The organism is Vibrio sp. 10N.286.49.B3 (assembly GCF_002873395.1).
Lineage (GTDB): Bacteria > Pseudomonadota > Gammaproteobacteria > Enterobacterales > Vibrionaceae > Vibrio.
The window spans coordinates 169742-189198 of the sequence record NZ_MCUV01000013.1 but is presented as its reverse complement, the minus strand read 5'-3'; the positions used below and the strand labels follow the sequence as shown (position 1 = coordinate 189198).

Annotated in this window: 16 protein-coding genes; 9 read left to right on the top strand and 7 right to left on the bottom strand. The window is 40.2% G+C overall.

The genetic code is table 11. From position 1 onward, the window contains the following. Positions 1–20 precede the first annotated feature (20 nt). Genes BCU68_RS07670 through BCU68_RS07630 form a run of 9 tightly spaced genes read left to right on the top strand, consistent with a single transcriptional unit; the run spans position 21 to position 8309 of the window. A complete protein-coding gene (locus BCU68_RS07670; RefSeq protein WP_133126135.1) occupies positions 21–2246 on the top strand; it encodes a hypothetical protein in 2226 nt (741 codons plus the stop codon). After that, positions 2239–2829, top strand: coding sequence for a DUF3261 domain-containing protein (locus BCU68_RS07665; protein WP_102564195.1), 591 nt, complete (start codon positions 2239–2241; stop codon positions 2827–2829). Before BCU68_RS07670 ends, BCU68_RS07665 begins: the two co-directional genes overlap by 8 nt. Then, positions 2822–4003, top strand: a complete 1182-nt coding sequence (locus tag BCU68_RS07660; RefSeq protein WP_102564194.1) for a beta-ketoacyl-ACP synthase — start codon at positions 2822–2824, stop codon at positions 4001–4003. The genes BCU68_RS07665 and BCU68_RS07660 overlap by 8 nt, the downstream gene beginning before the upstream one ends. A gap of 4 nt (positions 4004–4007) precedes the next feature. Then, the gene (locus BCU68_RS07655; RefSeq protein ID WP_102564193.1) at positions 4008–4475 is read left to right on the top strand and encodes a 3-hydroxydecanoyl-ACP dehydratase; all 468 of its coding nucleotides are present in this window, start codon (positions 4008–4010) and stop codon (positions 4473–4475) included. A gap of 18 nt (positions 4476–4493) precedes the next feature. Then, a complete protein-coding gene (gene fabG, locus BCU68_RS07650) occupies positions 4494–5219 on the top strand; it encodes a 3-oxoacyl-ACP reductase FabG (RefSeq protein WP_102564192.1) in 726 nt (241 codons plus the stop codon). Further along, entirely contained in the window at positions 5219–6445 is a 1227-nt protein-coding gene (locus BCU68_RS07645; RefSeq protein ID WP_102564191.1) for a beta-ketoacyl-ACP synthase, read from the top strand. Before fabG ends, BCU68_RS07645 begins: the two co-directional genes overlap by 1 nt. Before the next feature lie 51 nt (positions 6446–6496). Continuing rightward, positions 6497–7465 carry a hydrolase gene (locus BCU68_RS07640; protein ID WP_102564190.1) on the top strand — a complete coding sequence of 323 codons (969 nt, stop codon included), beginning with the start codon at positions 6497–6499 and terminating at the stop codon, positions 7463–7465. Between the two features lie 10 nt (positions 7466–7475). Beyond that, complete coding sequence (locus BCU68_RS07635; RefSeq protein ID WP_102564189.1) at positions 7476–7859, top strand: hypothetical protein; 384 nt, start codon at positions 7476–7478, stop codon at positions 7857–7859. Between the two features lie 15 nt (positions 7860–7874). Next, positions 7875–8309 carry an excinuclease gene (locus BCU68_RS07630; RefSeq protein WP_102564188.1) on the top strand — a complete coding sequence of 145 codons (435 nt, stop codon included), beginning with the start codon at positions 7875–7877 and terminating at the stop codon, positions 8307–8309. A gap of 91 nt (positions 8310–8400) precedes the next feature. Here the strand turns inward: BCU68_RS07630 and BCU68_RS07625 are convergent, their stop codons facing one another. The 7 genes from BCU68_RS07625 to BCU68_RS07595 all read right to left on the bottom strand — a co-directional run bounded on the left by BCU68_RS07625 (position 8401) and on the right by BCU68_RS07595 (position 19452). After that, complete coding sequence (locus BCU68_RS07625; protein WP_102564187.1) at positions 8401–9210, bottom strand: Cof-type HAD-IIB family hydrolase; 810 nt, start codon at positions 9208–9210, stop codon at positions 8401–8403. A gap of 244 nt (positions 9211–9454) precedes the next feature. Next, on the bottom strand, positions 9455–12229 hold the full coding sequence (locus BCU68_RS07620) for a glycoside hydrolase family 3 protein (RefSeq protein WP_102564186.1): 2775 nt from the start codon (positions 12227–12229) through the stop codon (positions 9455–9457). Positions 12230–12451: 222 nt separating this feature from the next. Beyond that, the gene (locus BCU68_RS07615; protein WP_102564185.1) at positions 12452–13942 is read right to left on the bottom strand and encodes a fucose isomerase; all 1491 of its coding nucleotides are present in this window, start codon (positions 13940–13942) and stop codon (positions 12452–12454) included. Between the two features lie 108 nt (positions 13943–14050). Then, positions 14051–15091 carry an aldose epimerase family protein gene (locus BCU68_RS07610; RefSeq protein ID WP_241901303.1) on the bottom strand — a complete coding sequence of 347 codons (1041 nt, stop codon included), beginning with the start codon at positions 15089–15091 and terminating at the stop codon, positions 14051–14053. Between the two features lie 425 nt (positions 15092–15516). Beyond that, on the bottom strand, positions 15517–17388 hold the full coding sequence (locus tag BCU68_RS07605; protein ID WP_102564184.1) for a 5'-nucleotidase C-terminal domain-containing protein: 1872 nt from the start codon (positions 17386–17388) through the stop codon (positions 15517–15519). 175 nt (positions 17389–17563) lie between these two features. Continuing rightward, positions 17564–17944: a LysM domain-containing protein gene (locus tag BCU68_RS07600; RefSeq protein ID WP_102564183.1), complete on the bottom strand. Its 381-nt coding sequence runs from the start codon at positions 17942–17944 to the stop codon at positions 17564–17566. A gap of 164 nt (positions 17945–18108) precedes the next feature. After that, positions 18109–19452: an MATE family efflux transporter gene (locus BCU68_RS07595; protein ID WP_102564182.1), complete on the bottom strand. Its 1344-nt coding sequence runs from the start codon at positions 19450–19452 to the stop codon at positions 18109–18111. Positions 19453–19457: the final 5 nt, after the last annotated feature.

The window sequence follows — 19457 nt, the reverse complement described above, 5'->3', positions numbered from 1 at the left end:
GTGTGCTTAGGCGTAGTTGGTTGGCTGTACTTTTTCTGTCTTTGATCATTAGTAGCGTCAAACTAATGAGTGGTAATAGTATTCAGACTAGCTTATTTGCCATGTTTCCCTCTGAAACTCAAACAGAAGCATTAGATATTGCGCTTGAACATGCCGCTGGTGTGTTTGAGCACGATCTTATTGTTTTAGTTGAGAGTCAGGATGAACATCTAGCGTTACAAACCGCTCAAAAGTTAAGTTTGGATCTTAATGATTTATCACAAATTAAAGAGATTAATAACCAGCAGCGAGTGAGTTTTGTATCACAACTCTTTCAGCACCGGCAGCAACTACTCACCGATCAGGATTACCAGGTTATTGAACAAGGTGATTCAGCGCAACTGACGCAAGCATCCGTTCGCCGTTTATATTCGCCAGCGGGTATTAATGGACAAAGTTTTATTAATGATCCATGGCAAACTTTTGAACGCTATCTATTAACGTTAATAGATCAACAAGAGTTTAATTATCAAGATGGCTTTCTTGTTGCTAATCGAAATGGAACGACACAAGTACTATTGCAATTACTAATTAGTACCAGTGCATATAGTAGTGACTCAATTGATGATATCGAACAATTAAATACCGTTATCGATCAACTTAATATGATTGAAAATGTTCAACTCTACCGTACAGGTGTTGGCTTTTACTCAGCCAGTGCGATGGAGTTAGCAAAAAATGAAATATCAATTATAGGTGGTGGCGCTTTATTATTGGTTATCATTATTGTGCTATGGCTATTTGCACACTCTAAACCACTTATTATGACGATAGCATCGCTGTTCAGTGGTGTTTTACTAGGGCTTACAGCAACGTTAATTTGTTTTGGTGAAGTGCATGTACTTGCCCTTGTTATGGGTAGTAGCTTGATCGGCTTATCATTTGATTATGCTTTTCATTACATTAGCTTCCAAATAGGGATGTTGGGTAAGCTTGATAGTCGTGCTATTTCTCGTCAATTAAAACCAGCATTAATGATGGGGATGCTAAGCTCAGTTATTGCTTATACGTGCCTGTTTTTAGCTAATTTACCTGTCTTAAATCAAATGGCACTCTTCTCAGTGTTTGGTTTGATGGGAGCATTAACAACAGTATTATTATGCTATCCACAAGTTAAAAACCTACATCAATCTCCACGAACGATTATCGTTGCTAATTTATTAAATAATAAAGTTAATAAATGGTTTAAACCGAAAGGTATATGGGCGGTAGTCGCGGTTTATAGTGGTATTGCTATCTGGGCATTATGCGTTGGATATACTGATGATGATGTACGTATCTTACAGTCTCCTGATGCTCAATTACTACAAGATGAAACCTATATAAAGCAGCAGTTAGGCTCGCATGGTGGATCAGATTGGATCATTACGCTTGCAAGTAGTGAAGAGAAGGTCGCACAGCAAGAAGAAGCATTGGTAGAGCAGTTAAATGACTTAATTGACGCAAAACAACTGTCTAGTTACATGGCTTCTACTCAATGGGTACCTTCTTTACACCGCCAAGAGCGTAATTGGCAAACTTATAAAAAACTGGTTGATGAGGAAGGTCAATCACTTGCTCAAGTAGCGGGCATGAGTGTTTTACCAGGTAGTTTAGCATTTCAACCGTTACCATCTTTTAATGCCAATGATGGCGTACCACAACTAACAGGTCAGTTAGATGATGGGCGTTATTTTTCATTGCTTCTATTAGGTGGTCTAAAGCAACCATTTGAACGGGAAGTACTTTCTAGTGAGCAGTATTATTTGAATTATGTCGATGATATTGGTCATATGCTAGGCGATTACAGACAGCGAGTGACTAAGCTATTAGTGATGGCGATTCTTACTGTGATGGTTTTAATTGGAATTAAATTTGGTATTTCCAATCTATTACGTTTAATGGTCTCTCCGATCTTAGCTGTGATTATAGCGGCAGCGCTCCCTGCGGCATTAGGATTTCCGGTCACACTTTTTCATGTACTTGGCTTATTTCTTATTTTCGGTATAGGTATCGATTACAGTATTTTTCTACTGTGCCATGGACGATCGTCACATACTATTCTTGCGGTATTTGTTGCTGGAATGAGTTCATTATTATCGTTTGGTTTAATGGCATTATCGACAAATTATGCCATATCGAGCTTCGGTATAACGGTAGGGCTTGGCGTTCTTTCTAGTTGGCTAGTTGCGCCAATGGTATTACTTGGTAGGGAATATAATGAGTAAAAAAAATATTGTTAGTTGGATTGTTTTTGCTTTGTGCTTCGGGTTGACTGCCTGTGTTAACTCTAATCATTCAACTGAACCTGATTTGAAAAAACCTATTAACTTGCTTAGCCCTAACTCTTATCAAGGTAGTTTAGTGGCCCAGCAATTAATGACAGTCGAATTCGAGCAGAAAGAATATCGCTTACAGATGTTATTAGAGATTACCCCAGAGCAAATCACTTTAGTTGGGTTAAGCAGTTTTTCTCTTCCGATGTTTAATATTTCTTGGGATGGCTTTAATTTGAAGAGCCAATCTAATTTGCCAGAGAGTGCAGAGGTCTTGAGTGCTGAACGTATGATGGAAGATATTATGTTCGCACTATGGCCACAATCATCACTTCAACCTTTATTATCGACGAAAGAATGGCAGGTAGAGGTTAGTAATCAAGCAAGATCGTTTAGCGATAGTGATCAAAATCTTATCATGACGATAGACTATAAAAATCATCACCAGGTAAATGGTACGATAAACGTTTCTTATCATGATATTGGCGTGGAATATCAATTAAAAACACTGCAGTGGGACGCAACGTATGAGTGATCAAATATATATAGAGGATGTCGCTATAAGTTGCGCGTTAGGCTATAAAACTGAGGAAATATTAGCGAATTTACGCCTTGGTAACTCGCCTGGTATGCAAGGGTGGCATCAGACGCTTTTTTCTGGCCGTCATGCCTATGTAGGACGTTTGACGCATGAACTGGAAAAGATGGATATTTCAGACATTCCTGATAATCGTAATAACCAATTAGCACAATTTCTAGTTTCAGAGTTGTCTGAAAGCTTTAAGAAGTTACATCAACGCTTCCCTGCAAATCGCATCGGTGTTGTGATTGGTTCAAGTACATCGGGTATTTCCGTTACTGAAAAGCAGATAGCTGAAAAAGTACGCAATGGTGAGTTTCCTAGTGATTATAGCTACCAGCATCAAGACATGGGTGATGTGGCAAAAACGGTTGCTAAGTTGGCGAATGCAAAAGGACCCGCATATACAGTATCGACAGCATGTACTTCATCTTCGCGAGCATTGATTAGTGCCGCAAAACTGATTAGGGCTAATATTTGTGATGCGGTAATTTGTGGTGGTATTGATACTTTGTGCGACTTAACGGTCAATGGTTTCGATTCTTTAGAGCAAGTCTCTGATCAAGCCTGTCGCCCATTTGATCCAAACCGTAAAGGGATTAATGTCGCAGAGGGTGGTGCTTTATTGATAGTCACTGCGCAATCAAGTGACATCTTGCTAGCCGGTTATGGTGAATCCTCTGATGCGCACCATCTATCAAGTCCAATGCCTTGTGGTACAGGTGCTTATAATGCTATGAGCCAAGCATTAACAATGTCAGGATTGAAGCCAGAGCACGTTGATTATATTAATGCGCATGGCACCTCAACTCAGCAAAATGATGCAATGGAAAGCCAAGCGATATCAAACTTATTTACCGATACAGTACCTGTAAGTTCAACGAAAGCATTGACAGGACATTGCTTGGGAGCAGCTGGTGCAGTAGAGGCAGTGATGAGTTGTCTACTCTTGAGAGACTCCGAACAACCTCTTCCTAGACAGTGGCCTGCTGAGCGATCTAATGACGATGATATAGCAGCAATCGGGCTTGTAGGTGAAAAGCAATACGCATCAATAGATTCTATATTGTCAAATTCATTCGCCTTTGGTGGCAATAACGCATCTCTGCTTTTTACAAGTAAGAAATAAAATAATGATACAGACAATTTACCCAGAAATAGAAACACTACTTCCACACAGTCACCCAATGATTTTGCTCGATCGTATTATTTTGCAAGATGATACTTTGATTATTAGCGAACTTAAAATTACATCAAAGAGTTTTTTATTTGATGCAGATTTGGATGGTGTTCCTGCGCAGGTTGGTATTGAGTACATGGCGCAAACAATCGCAGCATTAGGCGGTTTAGAAGCAATAAGTATTGGCGATAAGCCACCGATCGGCTTTCTTTTAGGATCGCGTCGCTATAAACATGAAGGTGGGTGCTTTATTAATGGTCATTGTTATCAAGTGCGGGCGGGTGAGCTAATGCGCGATGATAATATGGCTGTGTATCAATGCCAAATTTTTGATGAGAATCAATGTATTATTGCTTCTGGTCAAGTCAATACAGTAGTTGCTTCCGATAGTATGTTAAAAGCAATAACAGATAATAATTAACTCTAAGTCGAACAATTTATGAAGAATGTATTAGTAACAGGTGCTAGTAAAGGAATAGGTCAAGCGATCGCGATACGCTTAGCTGAGGATGGCTACATAGTGACAGTTCACTATGGGCGCGATAAGGCGGGTGCTGAAGATACAGTGAATCAAATTGTTGCCGCTGGTGGTCAATGTCGAATGGTTCAATTTGATATTAGTAACCAAGCTGAATGTAAAACAGTGATCGAAGAGCAGATAGAGCAATACGGTGGTTATTACGGTGTCGTTAATAATGCCGGTTTATCAAGTGATAACGCTTTTCCTTCGATGACGAGTGATGAATGGAAAGGAGTAGTACATACTAATCTTGATGCTTTTTATAATGTCATTCATCCACTTATCATGCCGATGATTGGCTTAAAGCAGGGACGCATTATTACTCTGTCCTCTTTAAGTGGGCAAATTGGTAATCGAGGGCAAGTGAATTACTCAGCCGCAAAGGCGGGGATTATTGGTGCTACGAAAGCACTCGCACTTGAGTTGAGTAATAAGCGTCGTCAGATCACAGTCAACTGTATAGCACCTGGATTGATTGATACTGGTATGGTGGAACCACATGTTGTAGAACGTGTTATGCCACAAATTCCTGTCCAGCGTATGGGTAAGCCAGAGGAAGTTGCAGATTTAGCCGCTTTCCTGATGTCGGAAAGAACGGGTTATATTAACCGTCAAGTAATTGGTATTAATGGGGGGCTGTATTAATGGCTAACAGAGTGGTAGTAACAGGAATGGCTGGCGTTACGTCGTTAGGTGAAAGTCTTGAAACTGTATGGGATAACTTACGTCAATATAAAAATGGTGTTGTAACCATGCCGGAGTGGGATAAGTATGACGGTCTTCAAACCCGACTTGCAGCCCCGATTCAAAACTTTGAGTTACCAAAGCATTATACCCGTAAGCGAATTCGTTCAATGGGAAGAGTTGCCCAACTTTCTACTCGCGCCTCAGAGTTTGCATTAGAACAATCTGGCTTAATTGATGAGCAGGCATTAACGGATGGTTCAACTGGAATTGCATATGGCTCGTCGACAGGGAGTACTGGACCAGTCTCTGCCTTTGCTACAATGCTGCTTGATCATAGTACTCGCAATATTAATGCCAATACATATGTTGCAATGATGCCGCATACAACAGCAGTTAATACTGGGCTGTTTTTTGGTTTGCGTGGGCGAGTGATTCCGACTTCATCGGCTTGTACATCTGGATCTCAAGCCATTGGCTACTCTTATGAAGCCATTAAATATGGCATGCAAACAGCGATGGTAGCTGGTGGGGCTGAAGAGCTTTGCCCAACAGAAGCTGCTGTATTTGATACTCTTTTTGCAACTAGTCAATATAACTCACAACCTCACTTAAGCCCAAGACCCTATGATGCAGATCGAGATGGATTAGTGATTGGTGAAGGTGCTGGTTCATTGATTTTAGAAAATTATGACCATGCTATTGCTCGAGGTGCGAAGCCTATCGCGGAATTAGTTGGTTTTGCGACTAATTGCGATGCTGCTCATGTGACTCAGCCTCGTGCAGCGACTATGCAATTGTGTATGGAAATGGCACTAAAAGATGCCAACTTAACGCCTGAACAAATTGGTTATGTTAATGGGCATGGTACGGCAACAGAGTTAGGGGATATTGCAGAGACGCAAGCCACTCACCAAGTTTTTGGTAGTCGTATGCCTATTTCAAGTCTAAAAAGTTACTTTGGACATACCTTAGGAGCATGTGGTGCTATTGAAGCTTGGTTAAGCATTAATATGATGAATCAAGAGTGGTTTGCACCAACGTTGAACCTTGAATCGATTGATAGCCGTTGTGGGGAACTTGATTATATTCACACAGCAGGAAGAGAGATGGCTTGTGAATATGTAATGAATAATAATTTTGCTTTTGGCGGAATTAATACTTCAATGATATTCAAACGATTGTAATAACATTTTGCCCTGCACTCGTAGGGCATTTAATTTACCAAGGATGGTATTATGTTTATCCCTAGTTTATTGGGTCGCTCTATAGCGCTAGTTACTATGCTAGTTGTTTTTAACGTGCAATATAGCTTTGCCTCAACGGATAAGGTCGCTTTATCGTCACTTTTTCCAAACCAAGAAGTTAAACGTTGTGATTCCCAGCCTGGGGAATTATTGCTAGAGCCGAACCAACCTTTGGTTTTGATCGTACATGGTTGCCGTTCATCGGCAGGTCAATTTAAGGCACTGTCAAAGGTTTATGAGCATTTAGGTGAGCAAAGTGCATGTTTTGAATACAAAGATCGTAGTAGCTTAGATAAGGTATCAGGACAACTTATTGACGCTATTAATACACTAAGCCCAATCGTTGGAGAAGAGAGGATCGTTGTATTAGGTCATAGCCAAGGTGGGCTGGTTACTCGCCGTGCTCATATGGCTGATCGCGTAGATCGTAAGACTTTGACCCATTCAATGATTGATATCGCAACAATCTCAACACCTTTGAATGGCATTAATGCCGCCTCACACTGTGGTTTAGATTGGTTAAGAGTTGCCTCTCTTGGCTTAGTTGATGCTATTTGTTACTTAATTTCTGGTAGTAAATATTTAGAGATCCCTCCGCAATCCGATTTTATTTCACAACCTGGGCAATTAGCGACCCCAGTTGCATCCCACTTAATTATTAAAACTAATGAAATAAATACATGTCGAGTTCAATCACAATCAGGAACTTGTCAACAGGATGATTATGTATTTTCAATAGAAGAGCAAACACAAGCACAGATAGAAAAATCGGTGCTGAGCACAGCATTAGTCGTAGATGCAGGGCATGTTGAAATTGTGGGTAATGAAATAACACCGCCATGGAAGTTAATTCATGTACTTCAAGATAATGGGTTAATGAAGTACCCAGATGGCTCAGAAAGTGAAAGTTTTGTTCAAGTAGTGAATCAAATTTATCAAAAGAATAATTTACTAATGTAAGGGGAATAAAATGAAATTGATAAAAGTAATATTGATGTCTTTGCTTATATTTTCTCCTTTAGCTAATGCGGCTAGAGTGATACCAGTAGTAAACCAACCTTTGCACTCCGAAGTGTCGGTGCAACAAGCTCAAGCTATTTTTAGTGAAGCAGTCGCAAGACGTGGATGGAATATTAAAGCAGGTGAAGATAAAGATAGTCTAATTGCCGATCTATGGGTCCGTAATCACTATATTGCTGTTGATATTAAACTGCATCAGTCTAGTTATGATATTAACTATCGAGACAGTGAGAATATGAAGTATAAACCTAATGGAACTATTCATAAGAAATATAATGGTTGGGTTAGGAATTTTAATAATGATATTCAGAAAAAGCTTCGTACAATAAAGTAATTAAAGGAAATAGTTATGTTTAAAAAAGTATTATTCTCAATCATTTTAACGAGTGTGTGTGCAGCACCCGCTTTAGCTAGAGATGATATTGGTGATTATAATATTAAAGAGGCGATGAGTAGTTCAGCTGCCAAATCAACACTTGGTAATGATGTTAAGTTTTATTTTGGTAGCCAAAAACACTCAAAGGTTAAGAGTGATCTTGGTGAATTTAAAACCAATAAGAAAACGAATGCATTGAATAAATCAGATAAAGAAGCATGTGAATGGGTCTTTTTATCAGCGATGAAAACATTAAAAGAGCGTGCTGAAAAAGAGAATGCAAATGCAGTCGTGAATATTCAGTCCAATTACAAAGGTAACCTTACTTCAAGCCCTGAAACTTTTAAGTGTGGTGCCGGTGCTTTTGTTGCAGGTGTTGCTCTAACTGGTCAAGTCGTTAAGCTATAGAACCAAAACTCCACTTACTTCCTATGATTGGTATGCTAAGTGGAGTCGTAATTATGATGCTACTTCAATTTAAAGAAGTAGCGTTTTATTGTTACTTACTCAACCCTAAAGACTCTTTTATCACTTGCACTACACCCGAATCGTCATTACTTGGAGCAGAGAAACGAGCATAGCCTTTCACTTCTTCGTGCGCATTTTCGACGGCATAGGAGTAGTAACTAGCCTCTAGCATCTCGATATCATTAAAGTAATCACCAAAACTCATGGTCTGTTCATAGGTAAAGTTGAGCTTATCTTGTAAAAATGCAATCGCATCGCCTTTAGACGCTTTTGAGTGCATCACATCAAGCCAGCATTTCGCACTCACTACGACCTTATGGCTATCACCAAAAGCGGGGTTAATTGAAGGGTAGATATGCGCCTTTGTACCATCAAAGTGACACAGTGCGACTTTAATAAATTCATCATCCACACTCAGTAGATCATTAACGGACTGGCGTCGATGGTAATACTTGCTAATTTCTGCAATGGCTGTGGCATCTTGTGTTTCGATATACGCAGACTTCTTACCACATAAAACAATATGACAGCCTTCGATTTCTCGAGCTTGCTTGATGATTTCAGTGATCTCTGATTTCTCAATCGTACGGCTATATAACTCTTTCCCTTGATGCATCACTAACGTGCCATTTTCAGCAATAAACATCATTTCATCTTTTAGGGGAGCAAAGGTTTCGAGCAAGCTGTAATACTGACGCCCTGAAGCAGCAGCAAATAAGATAGATTGTTGCTTTAGCTGTTCATAAAGGGCAAAGAAATCAGGGTCGAGTTGACCTGCACTATTTAAAAGGGTTCCGTCCATATCAGTAGCGATGAATCTTACTTTATTCTCATTTGGCATTAATTCAACAACCTCTCAGGTGACAGTGTAACTCAGGTGGGTAAGAAAGAATAAAAAGTGATGATATTTCATCCTAGTTTATGCATGGGTTATTATGCGGCTATTAATCGATAACAACAAATAGTTTAGGGTATGAAAAAACCTTCGAGCTTTAGGTACTTTTAATCAGCAAGAAAAAAGTAGCATCGAAGGTTTGTCTATTGGTACACGTTGATAGCGATTCAGATCTACCTATCTATGAACGTTATTCTTTAATGATGACCACTCTCTCTAGCTCTAAACCTGGTTTTATAAAGTTGATATCCAGAGAGTAAAAGCCTGGCTCTAGCTGCAGCTTTCGCCCTTCAACAGTAATGAGTTTGCCATCAGTGCCACAATGAGCAAGGGTCATGCAGAAGTCGCCATTTAAAAATAAACTAAATGATGATTGAGCTATCGGGCTAAGATCGTATTTTACTTTGCCGTTAAATTGATAGATCCCTACTTCTTTTACCTCAAGAACAATCGATTTATTTTCTATGGTGTTCAAGACAATATCTTGCTCAATAGAAAGCGTTTCACCTTGCGGGGTATTGCGCAAAGGAGCAAAGTGTTTAATTGGGTTGTATACCGTTAGTGGGCGATCCATCACTGGAGTCGTCATAATAAAACGGCAGATGTTCATTGCACAGCGTTGTAATTCTCCAAGCTCTAGTGTGCCATTGTCGAGCGCTTCAAGCGTGTCATCACCCATGACATTGCTTTCAGCCCCATCATTTTCCACCACCATATACAGATCATTCTGCGCACGGATCATAAATGAGGTGAAGGTTTTGCTCTCTTCGCCAGCCTCGATAGGGTCGTTCATCTTTGCCCACCAATCGGTCATCACAATACCATCATAGCCCCATTCATCACGTAATACCGTGGTGTTGAGATCATAATTTGAAGCAGCCCAGTGACCATTGACTGGGTTATATGACGTCATGATACTAGAAGCATGTCCTTGTTTTACCGCGATTTCAAAAGGCTTGATATGTATTTCACGCAGTGCACGTTGTGACATGATGCTATCTACATCGACTCGAGCGGTTTCTTGGTCATTCGCTGCAAAGTGTTTGATCGTGCCTGATACTCCAGCCTTGCTTAAACCACGAGTTTGCGCTGCAGCCATCATACCGGTCATTAATGGGTCTTCTGAAAAATACTCAAAATTTCGACCATTTAATGGATGACGATGAATATTAATGCCAGGACCTAATAGATTGTCGATGTTGTTAGCTCGCAACTCCTGACCAATGAGGAAAAATAAATCTTCATTTAGCGTTTGGTTCCAAGTGCAGCCAAGTAGGGTACCAATCGGCACTTGAGTTGCTTTATGACCGCTGTCCATGCGTATTCCTGAAGGTCCATCAGCAGCAGCAACAACGGGGATCCCAAGGTTAAATAAGTCTTCAGATACGCCGCCAAATGCCGAAGCGGTTCCCGGTGTAACTTTAGGGCTGCACATGCCTTCACCACAAATAATGGTAGCTAATTGCTCGGGAGTCATTTGAGAAATAAAATCCTCAAGAGTTGCAGTGCCTTGTTTTACATCGATTAACTTAATGTTTTTACAACCCGTTATCGGATAGCTCGGTGGCATGTTCGCGTGGATACGTTCAGCCATACAGATGCTACGAAGCGGGACATTGTCATGATCTAGCTGATAAATGCCTAAATCATTTCTCTTGCCAGGCTTAATGCGATCAAAAGCTTTGATCGGAGCGCAAACTTCGCTCAGAGTTTCGGTAACTAAGAGCGTTTCTAGCGTAAAGCAAGCAGCGATAGGTTGAGCATGACGCACATCACCACCGAGGTAAAATTGATAATCGCCAGACTCTAAAACATAACTATTAATACAACCTGTTACCCCGTTATCATCGTAAGAAGCAAGAGAGGCAAGGGGGATCGATACATGAACGACTTCACTTTCTTGTGGTGGAATCAATTGTGTTTTAGTGAAACCCGCTAGCACTCTATTCGGCTTGCCAAGGAGACCTTGTGGTGCGCTGACATAGAGTTGTACCACTTCTTTACTGGCAAATGCAGTACCGGTATTCGTTACTTTGATATCAAAATGAAGCTTGGTATCAGCCCCTTCACCTTGAGTGGAATAGTGCATAAGTTCATGATGAAAATCGGTGTAAGAAAGACCTGCACCAAATTCAAATTGCACCACTTCAGGATTAAACGTCTCGAAGTAACGGTAGCCAACATAAATATCTTCAGCATACAGGTTGCGATCACTACGACCAAAATGAGCTGATGATGGGTAATCTGACAGATGATAAGCAATTGTATCGGTAAGACGACCGCTTGGAGATTGAGCGCCAGAGACAACATCAGCAAAGGCGTGTCCTCCTTCCATACCGGCTGCCCAACTGTACATCACCGCTTTAATCGCTTGGTTATTTTCAAGCGTATTTAGCCATGCCATGTCCATAATGTTCGTTACGTTCATTACGACAATAACATCTGAGAACGATCGTGTTACCTTAGTAAGCATATCCATTTCTCGATCCGTTAAGCGGTATGATCCAGGCTCATCAGCATTGTCTTGATCTTCGCCGGCAGTGCGACCGATAAAGACCATCGCTTTATTCGATTGTTGAGCAGCATTAGTAACGACCTGATCACTTAATAGCATTTCTTGTTGGAACCAAGGTTCTGAAACCCAGCCACCACCACCGTCATCAAAGGGGTGACTTGCAATCCAATCTTGATACACAGTGACTAGCTGTTCGTTGACATTAATGCTTGAGTTGGCACGTAGCCCCTCTAAAAGGCTCACCGAATAAGGAACATTAACCGCTCCGCCAGATCCAGTACCACTACGGTAAGTATCAATTTGACAACGACCAAAAAGAGACACCGTATCCTGTGGGGTTAATGGTAAAACGGCGTCGTTGTTTTTTAAAAGTACAATGCCTTCAGCCGCCGCTTGACGACTGACAGGAATAAGATTTTGTTGTGCTTGGAGAATCAGAGTCTTGTTCATAGATAGTCACGTAATAGTTGATAACGGTTGATTAAAAAGGAAAAATTATCGCTACAGTCAGCGAGCTAGGAAAAAAGCGAATATTAAATGGTTGATTTGGGATTTGGGGTAATGCTAATGAGTGATGTGTAACAGTTAGTTATTTCACAATAGATTAGGAGGGCAGTTTGATTGCCCTCCAATATTGTTAATCAATACTTCAGGATTTGTACTTAATCTTAATTAGTTTAAGAAAGTACAAGGGATTTCATTTGGGTAACGCTCTGATGCTGGTTGGTTGTAATCAATTTCAGTCACACCTAGCAGGTTCAGCACTTGGTACATTGTTTTACCAACATTACCAAACGCAATACCAGCATGGTGAGGGTAGCGTTTTTGAATGAGTACTTGGCGGTAGAAACGTTGCATTTCTGGAATAGCAAATACAGCGATAGAACCAAATGATTGTGGATCAATATCTAAGATATCACCTTGAGCAACGTAAGCACGAAGCTTCGTATCTGCAGTTGATTGAAGGCGGAATAACGTTACTTCGCCTGGCTTAATTTGGCCTTCTAACGTACCACGTGTGATGTTTGGTTCTTGGCCTGGTTCCATTAAGCTATGCATGATTTTTTGGAAACGTAGCTGTGAATTTTTCATGCAGCTTGATGCTGTGTTACCACAGTGGAAGCCCATAAATAAGTCTTTAGCTGTGTAATCACCCATAACATCGGCATTGTTTTCAACCATGTCAGCAGGGACTGAGTTGTTAATATCAAGTAGCGTCGCTGGCTGATTTGTTGCACATGTGATCATGTATTCAGAAAGTGCACCGTAAATATCGACTTCACATGCGACTGGAATACCACGCTCAGCTAAACGAGCGTTGACGTAACATGGTACAAAGCCGAAGAATTTTTCAAATGAAGGCCAACATTTATTCGCAAATACACCAAATGTTGAAGCGCCTAGGTTTGCTTTATGGAAATCAAGCAGTGCAGCTTCGTATTGTGCGAGTTTTGGCAGTAGATCCGGGTATGGGTTGTTGTCACCTAATTCTGCTTCCATATCAGCAATGATAGCCGGAATATCCTCATGTCCTTCAGCTTCAAGGTAAAGGTCATAAAGGTCAAGTTCACTGTTTTCCATAATTTCAACGCCAAGATCAAACAAGGCTTTGATAGGTGCATTACAAGCAACAAAATCTTGTGGGCGAGGACCAAAGCTAAATATTTTCAATCCTTTAAGACCTAAGATAGTACGAGCGACTGGCGTAAAGTCTTCAATCATTTTCGCCACTTCACTTGGAGTACCAACTGGGTACTCAGGAATGTGAGGGCGAATATTACGTAAACCAGCACTGTATGAAGCGTTTAACATACCGCAGTATGCATCACCACGTGCGTCAGCAAGACATGCTGTTGATTCTTCAGCTGCCGATACAAACATGACAGGACCATCAAAACGCTGCGCCATTTGTGTCAGAGGACCTTCAGGACCAAAGTTACCAAGGTAAATAACCAGTGAGTTAATACCAGCTTCAGTTGCTTCTGCAAGTGCTTTTACCATATCGTTTTCATTTTCGATAATAGTTTCAAGCTCGATAACTTCAACATCGCGCTCAACACAGTTTGCAACCACAGAACGGCGACGCTCTTCAGATAGTGAAATAGGGAAACAGTCGCGGCTCACAGCAACGATGCCAAGTCTTAACGTTGGGATATTAATCATAATAGAGTTCTCATATTGTTAATGAATACCTACTAAGCGCAGGTATTATTGTTATTTGTGTATAAATAATGATTGCGCTCATTATTAATAAAATTTAATACAGAGAGGTTATTTACTTACTTTATAAATAACATTGTGTTCATAGGTTTTATCGGCGCTGAATATGCAGTCTTCAGCATTGCCCATATTGACTTGATCTGGGTAGCATTGAGTTTCTAAACATAAGCCAAATCGTTTGGTATATAGTTGACCATCTCTGCCTTGGACATTATCGATAAAGTTACCACTATAAAACTGGATACCAATTTGGTCGGTATAGACCTCAAGATTAAGTCCACTTGCTTCATCAAATACGTTGGCTGCTTTTTGCATACCATTACCAGGAAGACACCAGCAATGATCAAAGCCGCCTGCGTAATTGAGTTGGTTAAAATCGCTATCAATGTTGTCTTTGATAGTTGTTAATGTACGTAAATCAAGCGGTGTACCGGTAACGGATGCTTGTTCAACAGGAATGGCTAGTTCGTTAACATGTAGATATGAGTCAGCAAGTACCTGTATTTGATGGTTAAGCACATCTCTGTGTCCATCTAAGTTGAAGTAGGTATGTTGCGTCATATTGATTGGCGTTCTTTTTTCAGATTTCGCCGAATATTTAATAATTAATTCGTCACTGTCTGTTAGTTGGTAAGAGACTGTGAAGTTGATAGCTGATGGGAATCCTGCTTCATCTTCTTCACTACTAACTTCAAAGACGACTTCATTTATGGCAGCGCTTTTGACGATCCAACGTTTACAACCAAGACTAGCAGAGGCACCATGTAAATGATTAGAGCCTTCGTTTAGTTCAAGGTTAATTTGTTTGCCATCAAGCTCAAATTGACCGTTAGCAATACGGTTAGCCCAAGGGCCGACGACGCAGCCGAAGTAGTTTTGCCCTTCAAGGTATTCCTGTGGCGTGTCGTATCCTAGAACAATATTACGTTTTGTATTTTGCTTATCATTGACAAAAAAATTAACGATGGTCGCACCAAGATCAGAGATATCGACTTGTGTACCATGCTTATTTGATAATGAGAATAGCTTGTACTCTCCCCACTTAGTTTCTATTGCGTTAGGGTTTAGGTTCATCGTTGGGCTTAAATTCATAATAGTGATACTCCGTTCTTATGTGTTCTATTTTTAATTAGCACAGAGTTTTTTTCTATTATGTTTTTCGTATTATGAATTATCTAAAATTACAAAAGTGATCACGATCTCAGTTATATAGGGTATAAAGCCATAATTGCATTAATTTTCAGTATTTATATAGGTTGATAGCTCTAATGTTGTTAATTAAGGGTGAATTTTATGGCTACTATTAACATCAAATTTGGTAACTGATTAATAAAAAAAGGTTAAAAAGATAATGAGATGAGAGTGTTTGGATGCAAATGGTTTTGGATGTGAGGTTGTTAGGTAAATTTTGATTGGTCAGATAAAAAAGCACTGAATGGGGGACATTCAGTGCTTAAGTGATTAACTACATCGCGAGTCTATTGATGAAACGGCATAGTTGGTTTTATAAATACTTATTAATCTTCTAATGCGATAAAGCTTTGTACCATCATATCTTCAATAGTTGGGTGCTCTAACGATTTACCTTCTTCTTCAAGTGCTTTGATGTAGTTCATTAGTGAGTCAGTGTAAAGTAGACCAGTGTCTTCTCTACGGCTATCATCTTCATAAGCTGGAATCATCGAAGTATATAGATCACCACCCGCAGCAATGAAATCGTTTGTTGCTACCACATAAATCTCTGTTAGCTTGATTTCGTGCCAATTTTCATCTTCATGTCCATCTTCAGTTGCACGCTTTCTTGCTTCTACGTTAGTGATACGCGCACCTTTTTCTTGGTTCATATCAACATCGAAACGTAAGTTATGGGCTGCAGGGAATGCACCTGAAGAACTATTTACAATGGTATTATCGATTGCATCTTCGATAGTATCGACAATCTCTTGGCCAGTCATATCTAAGTTAACGATGAAGTTGTCAAAAGGTAAAACATCAAAGGCATGACCGACAGTTACGTTACCTGCAGGAATACTGTTACGTACACCACCTGAGTTTTGGATAGCAATATCTGAACGTAATGAAAGATGAGCAAAGGCCTCTGAGACGATATTAGCCATTACACTACCGTGGTTGTTTAGGAATTCACGTGCTTCGTTATCTGTGCCACATAGGTCGCCCGAACTATGGCCGCTACCTGGAACACGTTCATTACACAGGTTAGCCTCACTATATCCAATCTCTTCAACTTTCTTTTCATCGATAAGCTCTGAATATTCAGACAGTTTATCAGTTGTTACAAGATCTGCTTCAACAAATGATAACTCTTTTGTTGCTGCAATAAAGTCGGTAATTTTCGTTAGTTCATCGGCAGTATGTTTAGTTTGCTCGTCATCCTGTGGTGTGAATGTATCACCAAGTAGAATGTGCGGTGTACCAGAACATGATGCAACAGTACCATCGCTTGCAAAAGAGATATTTAACTCACCAAGAGCACGTGAATTATCCCATGCCTGTGCAACACATACTTTATCACCGTCTACATTTTCTACAATAGTCGGGTAGTCACCAGAAACTGCTTGGTCAATTGCTTTAAATGTATCTTCGTCACCCAGTAATGTATGGCTATCACCACCGATAATGACATCAACACCGGTTAACTGCTTAGCCATCGCGATATCATTTTCGTAACCGTAATGGGTTAGTAACACAATATTTTCAACATCCTGCTCATCTTTTAAAATATCGATATATTTTTGTGCAGTTTCCACTTCATCAAAGAACTCAGTTTCTTTATCAGGTGATGAAGAAGCCTCTGTTTTACTTGATACATCGATACCAATAACGCCGACTTTTTTACCATCAACGGTGTAAACTTTATAAGGTGCATACAGGTCGTAAATTGGGTTGTCACTAGGCACCTCTATATTAGCAGCAAGCACTTCAGTACCACAGCTATCCTGGCCAGTTTTTAATGTGTTAATAAAGTGTGCTAGTTGCGCATTACCGTCATCAAATTCATGGTTACCAAGTGCAAAGGCATCGAAACAGACTTGGTTCATCATCAATGCGTCAGGTAATTCGTCACGGAATAGGCTGTAGTACATTGTTCCTGTGATTGCATCACCCGCATGAAGTTTTAACGAGTTTTCTTTTGCTAGTTCGTTAACTTTAGTTACTAATCGTGGGAAACCACCCACGTCTACTTTCGTTTCAACACCACCAAGTACGAAGTTTTGTCCATCTGTAGCATCAATTTTAGAGTGATGATCGTTAATGTGAAGAATTTGTAGATCTAAGCTATGGTCGTTAGATGGGTTTGAATCATCATCAGATGAGTTACATCCAGTAAGTGCTGCAATAATGCTTAAAGCAATGAGGTTATTTTTCATGTAATTACCTATTGTGAATACTATTCTGTAAATAATTTAGGTAGAATGCATGAGGTTTATGACGGTTATAATGCCATTTAATGACAATATTGCTGCAGAAGAGTGATAATGCACTAATTTTACATACGATAAGTATAAAAAGTGCATTAATTAACAATAAAAGAACTTAGATAGTTTATTTAATGTTGATGATTTGCCCAATGAGTAGTTCACGAGGGTCATCAATTTGAGGATTTAGTGCAAGTAACTCATCAAGCGGCATATTATTTACTTGTGCGATACTATACAGCGTGTCATTTTCTTTGATTGCGTATGACTTATTAACACTATTGGTTTGTAACACTAACTGAGATTGTTCAGATTGTAACTGACTGATAGCTTTAGCCATTTCCTCATCCGTGCCTTGCGACTCACTTTTTATAGCATCGACTTTGGATTCTAGTTCAGTGATCTTTTGATCATTCTTCTTCTGCTGCTGCGCAAGTTCATATTGTGTTGCACAACCACTTAGTGCTAATGCAGAAACTGCAATAAGAAGACATTTTGTTTTTTTCATGTGTTGCCTAAAATTCGTTTAGCTATTGCTATATTGGAAATAATCAAACTTAACTAAGTTAATTATTTGAATGCGCATGAATTATATAGGCTAAAGGTAGCTTAGCTCAACCTATTGTTATCATTGAAGTATTAAAACTGACTTTTCTGTCAATTATTCACTGTTTACCTTGTTAGTGTGGCAAATCGCTTCGGAGTCATTGCATGCATGGCGATAATTAATAACAAAATTCCGGTGACGGCTAAACCTATGCCAATGCCTCCCCATATACCGGCGAGTCCGTAGTGCTTCATTAGTAACCATGCGGCTGGAATCCCACATACCCAGTACCCAACTGCAGTCATTACAGTTGGAGTAATGACAATTTTCATTCCTCGTAAGAGGTTGATTGCCAGTAACTGCCAAGCATCAGCCACAAAGCATAAAGCGACAACCCATAATACAGCCGAGAAAAGCGCGGTCATAGATACGCCATCTTCGCTATCTTGAAGCTGAAATATCGCAGCAATGAGATCTGGCCACAAAACAAACACCGCCGATAATGCCAAGCTGATTACAGTGACGACCATAAAGCTTAGCCAAGATGTACGACGGATACTTGCGAGATCGCCAGCACCATAAGCTCGACCAACTAAAATAGCCGCTCCCTGACAAAAACCAAAGTTGATATTCCAAGTGAAACTTAAGCACTGTAATAGCACTTGTTGCAACGCTAAGGCAGTCACGCTTAACATTCCTGCCATTAAAGTGCCGCCGTAAATTAAACCGTGCTCTAGAAGAGAGGCAAGAGCAATTGGTAAACCAAGAGCGAGCAATGGTGCTAATAGTCGTAGTGAATATTCGTGACAGTTTTTCCATGGTGCGTATTGTTGGTATTTCTGTTGAGCAAAAATCCAATAGCCGTAAAACAGCATAGCTAACGTGGCAGCAATTGCGGTACCAGCCCCTAAACCACCAAGCCCAAAGTCGAATGTAAAGGCGAGCAGATAACTAATTGGAACATTGATGATAACAGTCATAAGAGACATTACCATGATGGAACGAGCATCACCAAGTACACTGGTTAATCCACGCAAAACCAATAGCAGCATTGTAGGCAGCATTGCCCATTTGAGGGTATTGATGTACTCCATCGCCAGTGCAACGACATCATCGGGTTGCTGAGCTTTTACTAATAGTAGTGGTGTAAAAGAAAGACCAATGATAAGAACGATACTCAAAAGGAAAGTTAGTAAAACACCGCCTTTAACAACGTGTCGTATTTGTTTTTTACTGTGCTCTGGACGAGCGATACCTTGACCATAAGCAATGGCAATGAGATTGGCAGCACAACCGACCGTGCTACCTGCAATAAGGAAAGTAAAGTTATATACAGCAGCGCCTAGACCGCCAGCAGCCAAGTCAACGACACTTAACCGTGACATCATCCATACATCAGTAAACACCAATGCAGCAGCAACCAGTTGAGAAATAATCAGCGGGAAAGAGAGCGCGAGTAATTTCTTCATTCAAA

Excerpts from the sequence above, each read along its gene's own strand:
- BCU68_RS07665 (WP_102564195.1), top strand. The coding sequence starts at position 2,239 with ATGAGTAAAAAAAATATTGTTAGTTGGATTGTTTTTGCTTTGTGCTTC.
- BCU68_RS07660 (WP_102564194.1), top strand. The coding sequence starts at position 2,822 with ATGAGTGATCAAATATATATAGAGGATGTCGCTATAAGTTGCGCGTTA.
- BCU68_RS07655 (WP_102564193.1), top strand. The coding sequence starts at position 4,008 with ATGATACAGACAATTTACCCAGAAATAGAAACACTACTTCCACACAGT.
- fabG (WP_102564192.1), top strand. The coding sequence starts at position 4,494 with ATGAAGAATGTATTAGTAACAGGTGCTAGTAAAGGAATAGGTCAAGCG.
- BCU68_RS07645 (WP_102564191.1), top strand. The coding sequence starts at position 5,219 with ATGGCTAACAGAGTGGTAGTAACAGGAATGGCTGGCGTTACGTCGTTA.
- BCU68_RS07640 (WP_102564190.1), top strand. The coding sequence starts at position 6,497 with ATGTTTATCCCTAGTTTATTGGGTCGCTCTATAGCGCTAGTTACTATG.
- BCU68_RS07635 (WP_102564189.1), top strand. The coding sequence starts at position 7,476 with ATGAAATTGATAAAAGTAATATTGATGTCTTTGCTTATATTTTCTCCT.
- BCU68_RS07630 (WP_102564188.1), top strand. The coding sequence starts at position 7,875 with ATGTTTAAAAAAGTATTATTCTCAATCATTTTAACGAGTGTGTGTGCA.
- BCU68_RS07625 (WP_102564187.1), bottom strand. The coding sequence starts at position 9,210 with ATGCCAAATGAGAATAAAGTAAGATTCATCGCTACTGATATGGACGGA.
- BCU68_RS07620 (WP_102564186.1), bottom strand. The coding sequence starts at position 12,229 with ATGAACAAGACTCTGATTCTCCAAGCACAACAAAATCTTATTCCTGTC.
- BCU68_RS07615 (WP_102564185.1), bottom strand. The coding sequence starts at position 13,942 with ATGATTAATATCCCAACGTTAAGACTTGGCATCGTTGCTGTGAGCCGC.
- BCU68_RS07610 (WP_241901303.1), bottom strand. The coding sequence starts at position 15,091 with ATGAATTTAAGCCCAACGATGAACCTAAACCCTAACGCAATAGAAACT.
- BCU68_RS07605 (WP_102564184.1), bottom strand. The coding sequence starts at position 17,388 with ATGAAAAATAACCTCATTGCTTTAAGCATTATTGCAGCACTTACTGGA.
- BCU68_RS07600 (WP_102564183.1), bottom strand. The coding sequence starts at position 17,944 with ATGAAAAAAACAAAATGTCTTCTTATTGCAGTTTCTGCATTAGCACTA.
- BCU68_RS07595 (WP_102564182.1), bottom strand. The coding sequence starts at position 19,452 with ATGAAGAAATTACTCGCGCTCTCTTTCCCGCTGATTATTTCTCAACTG.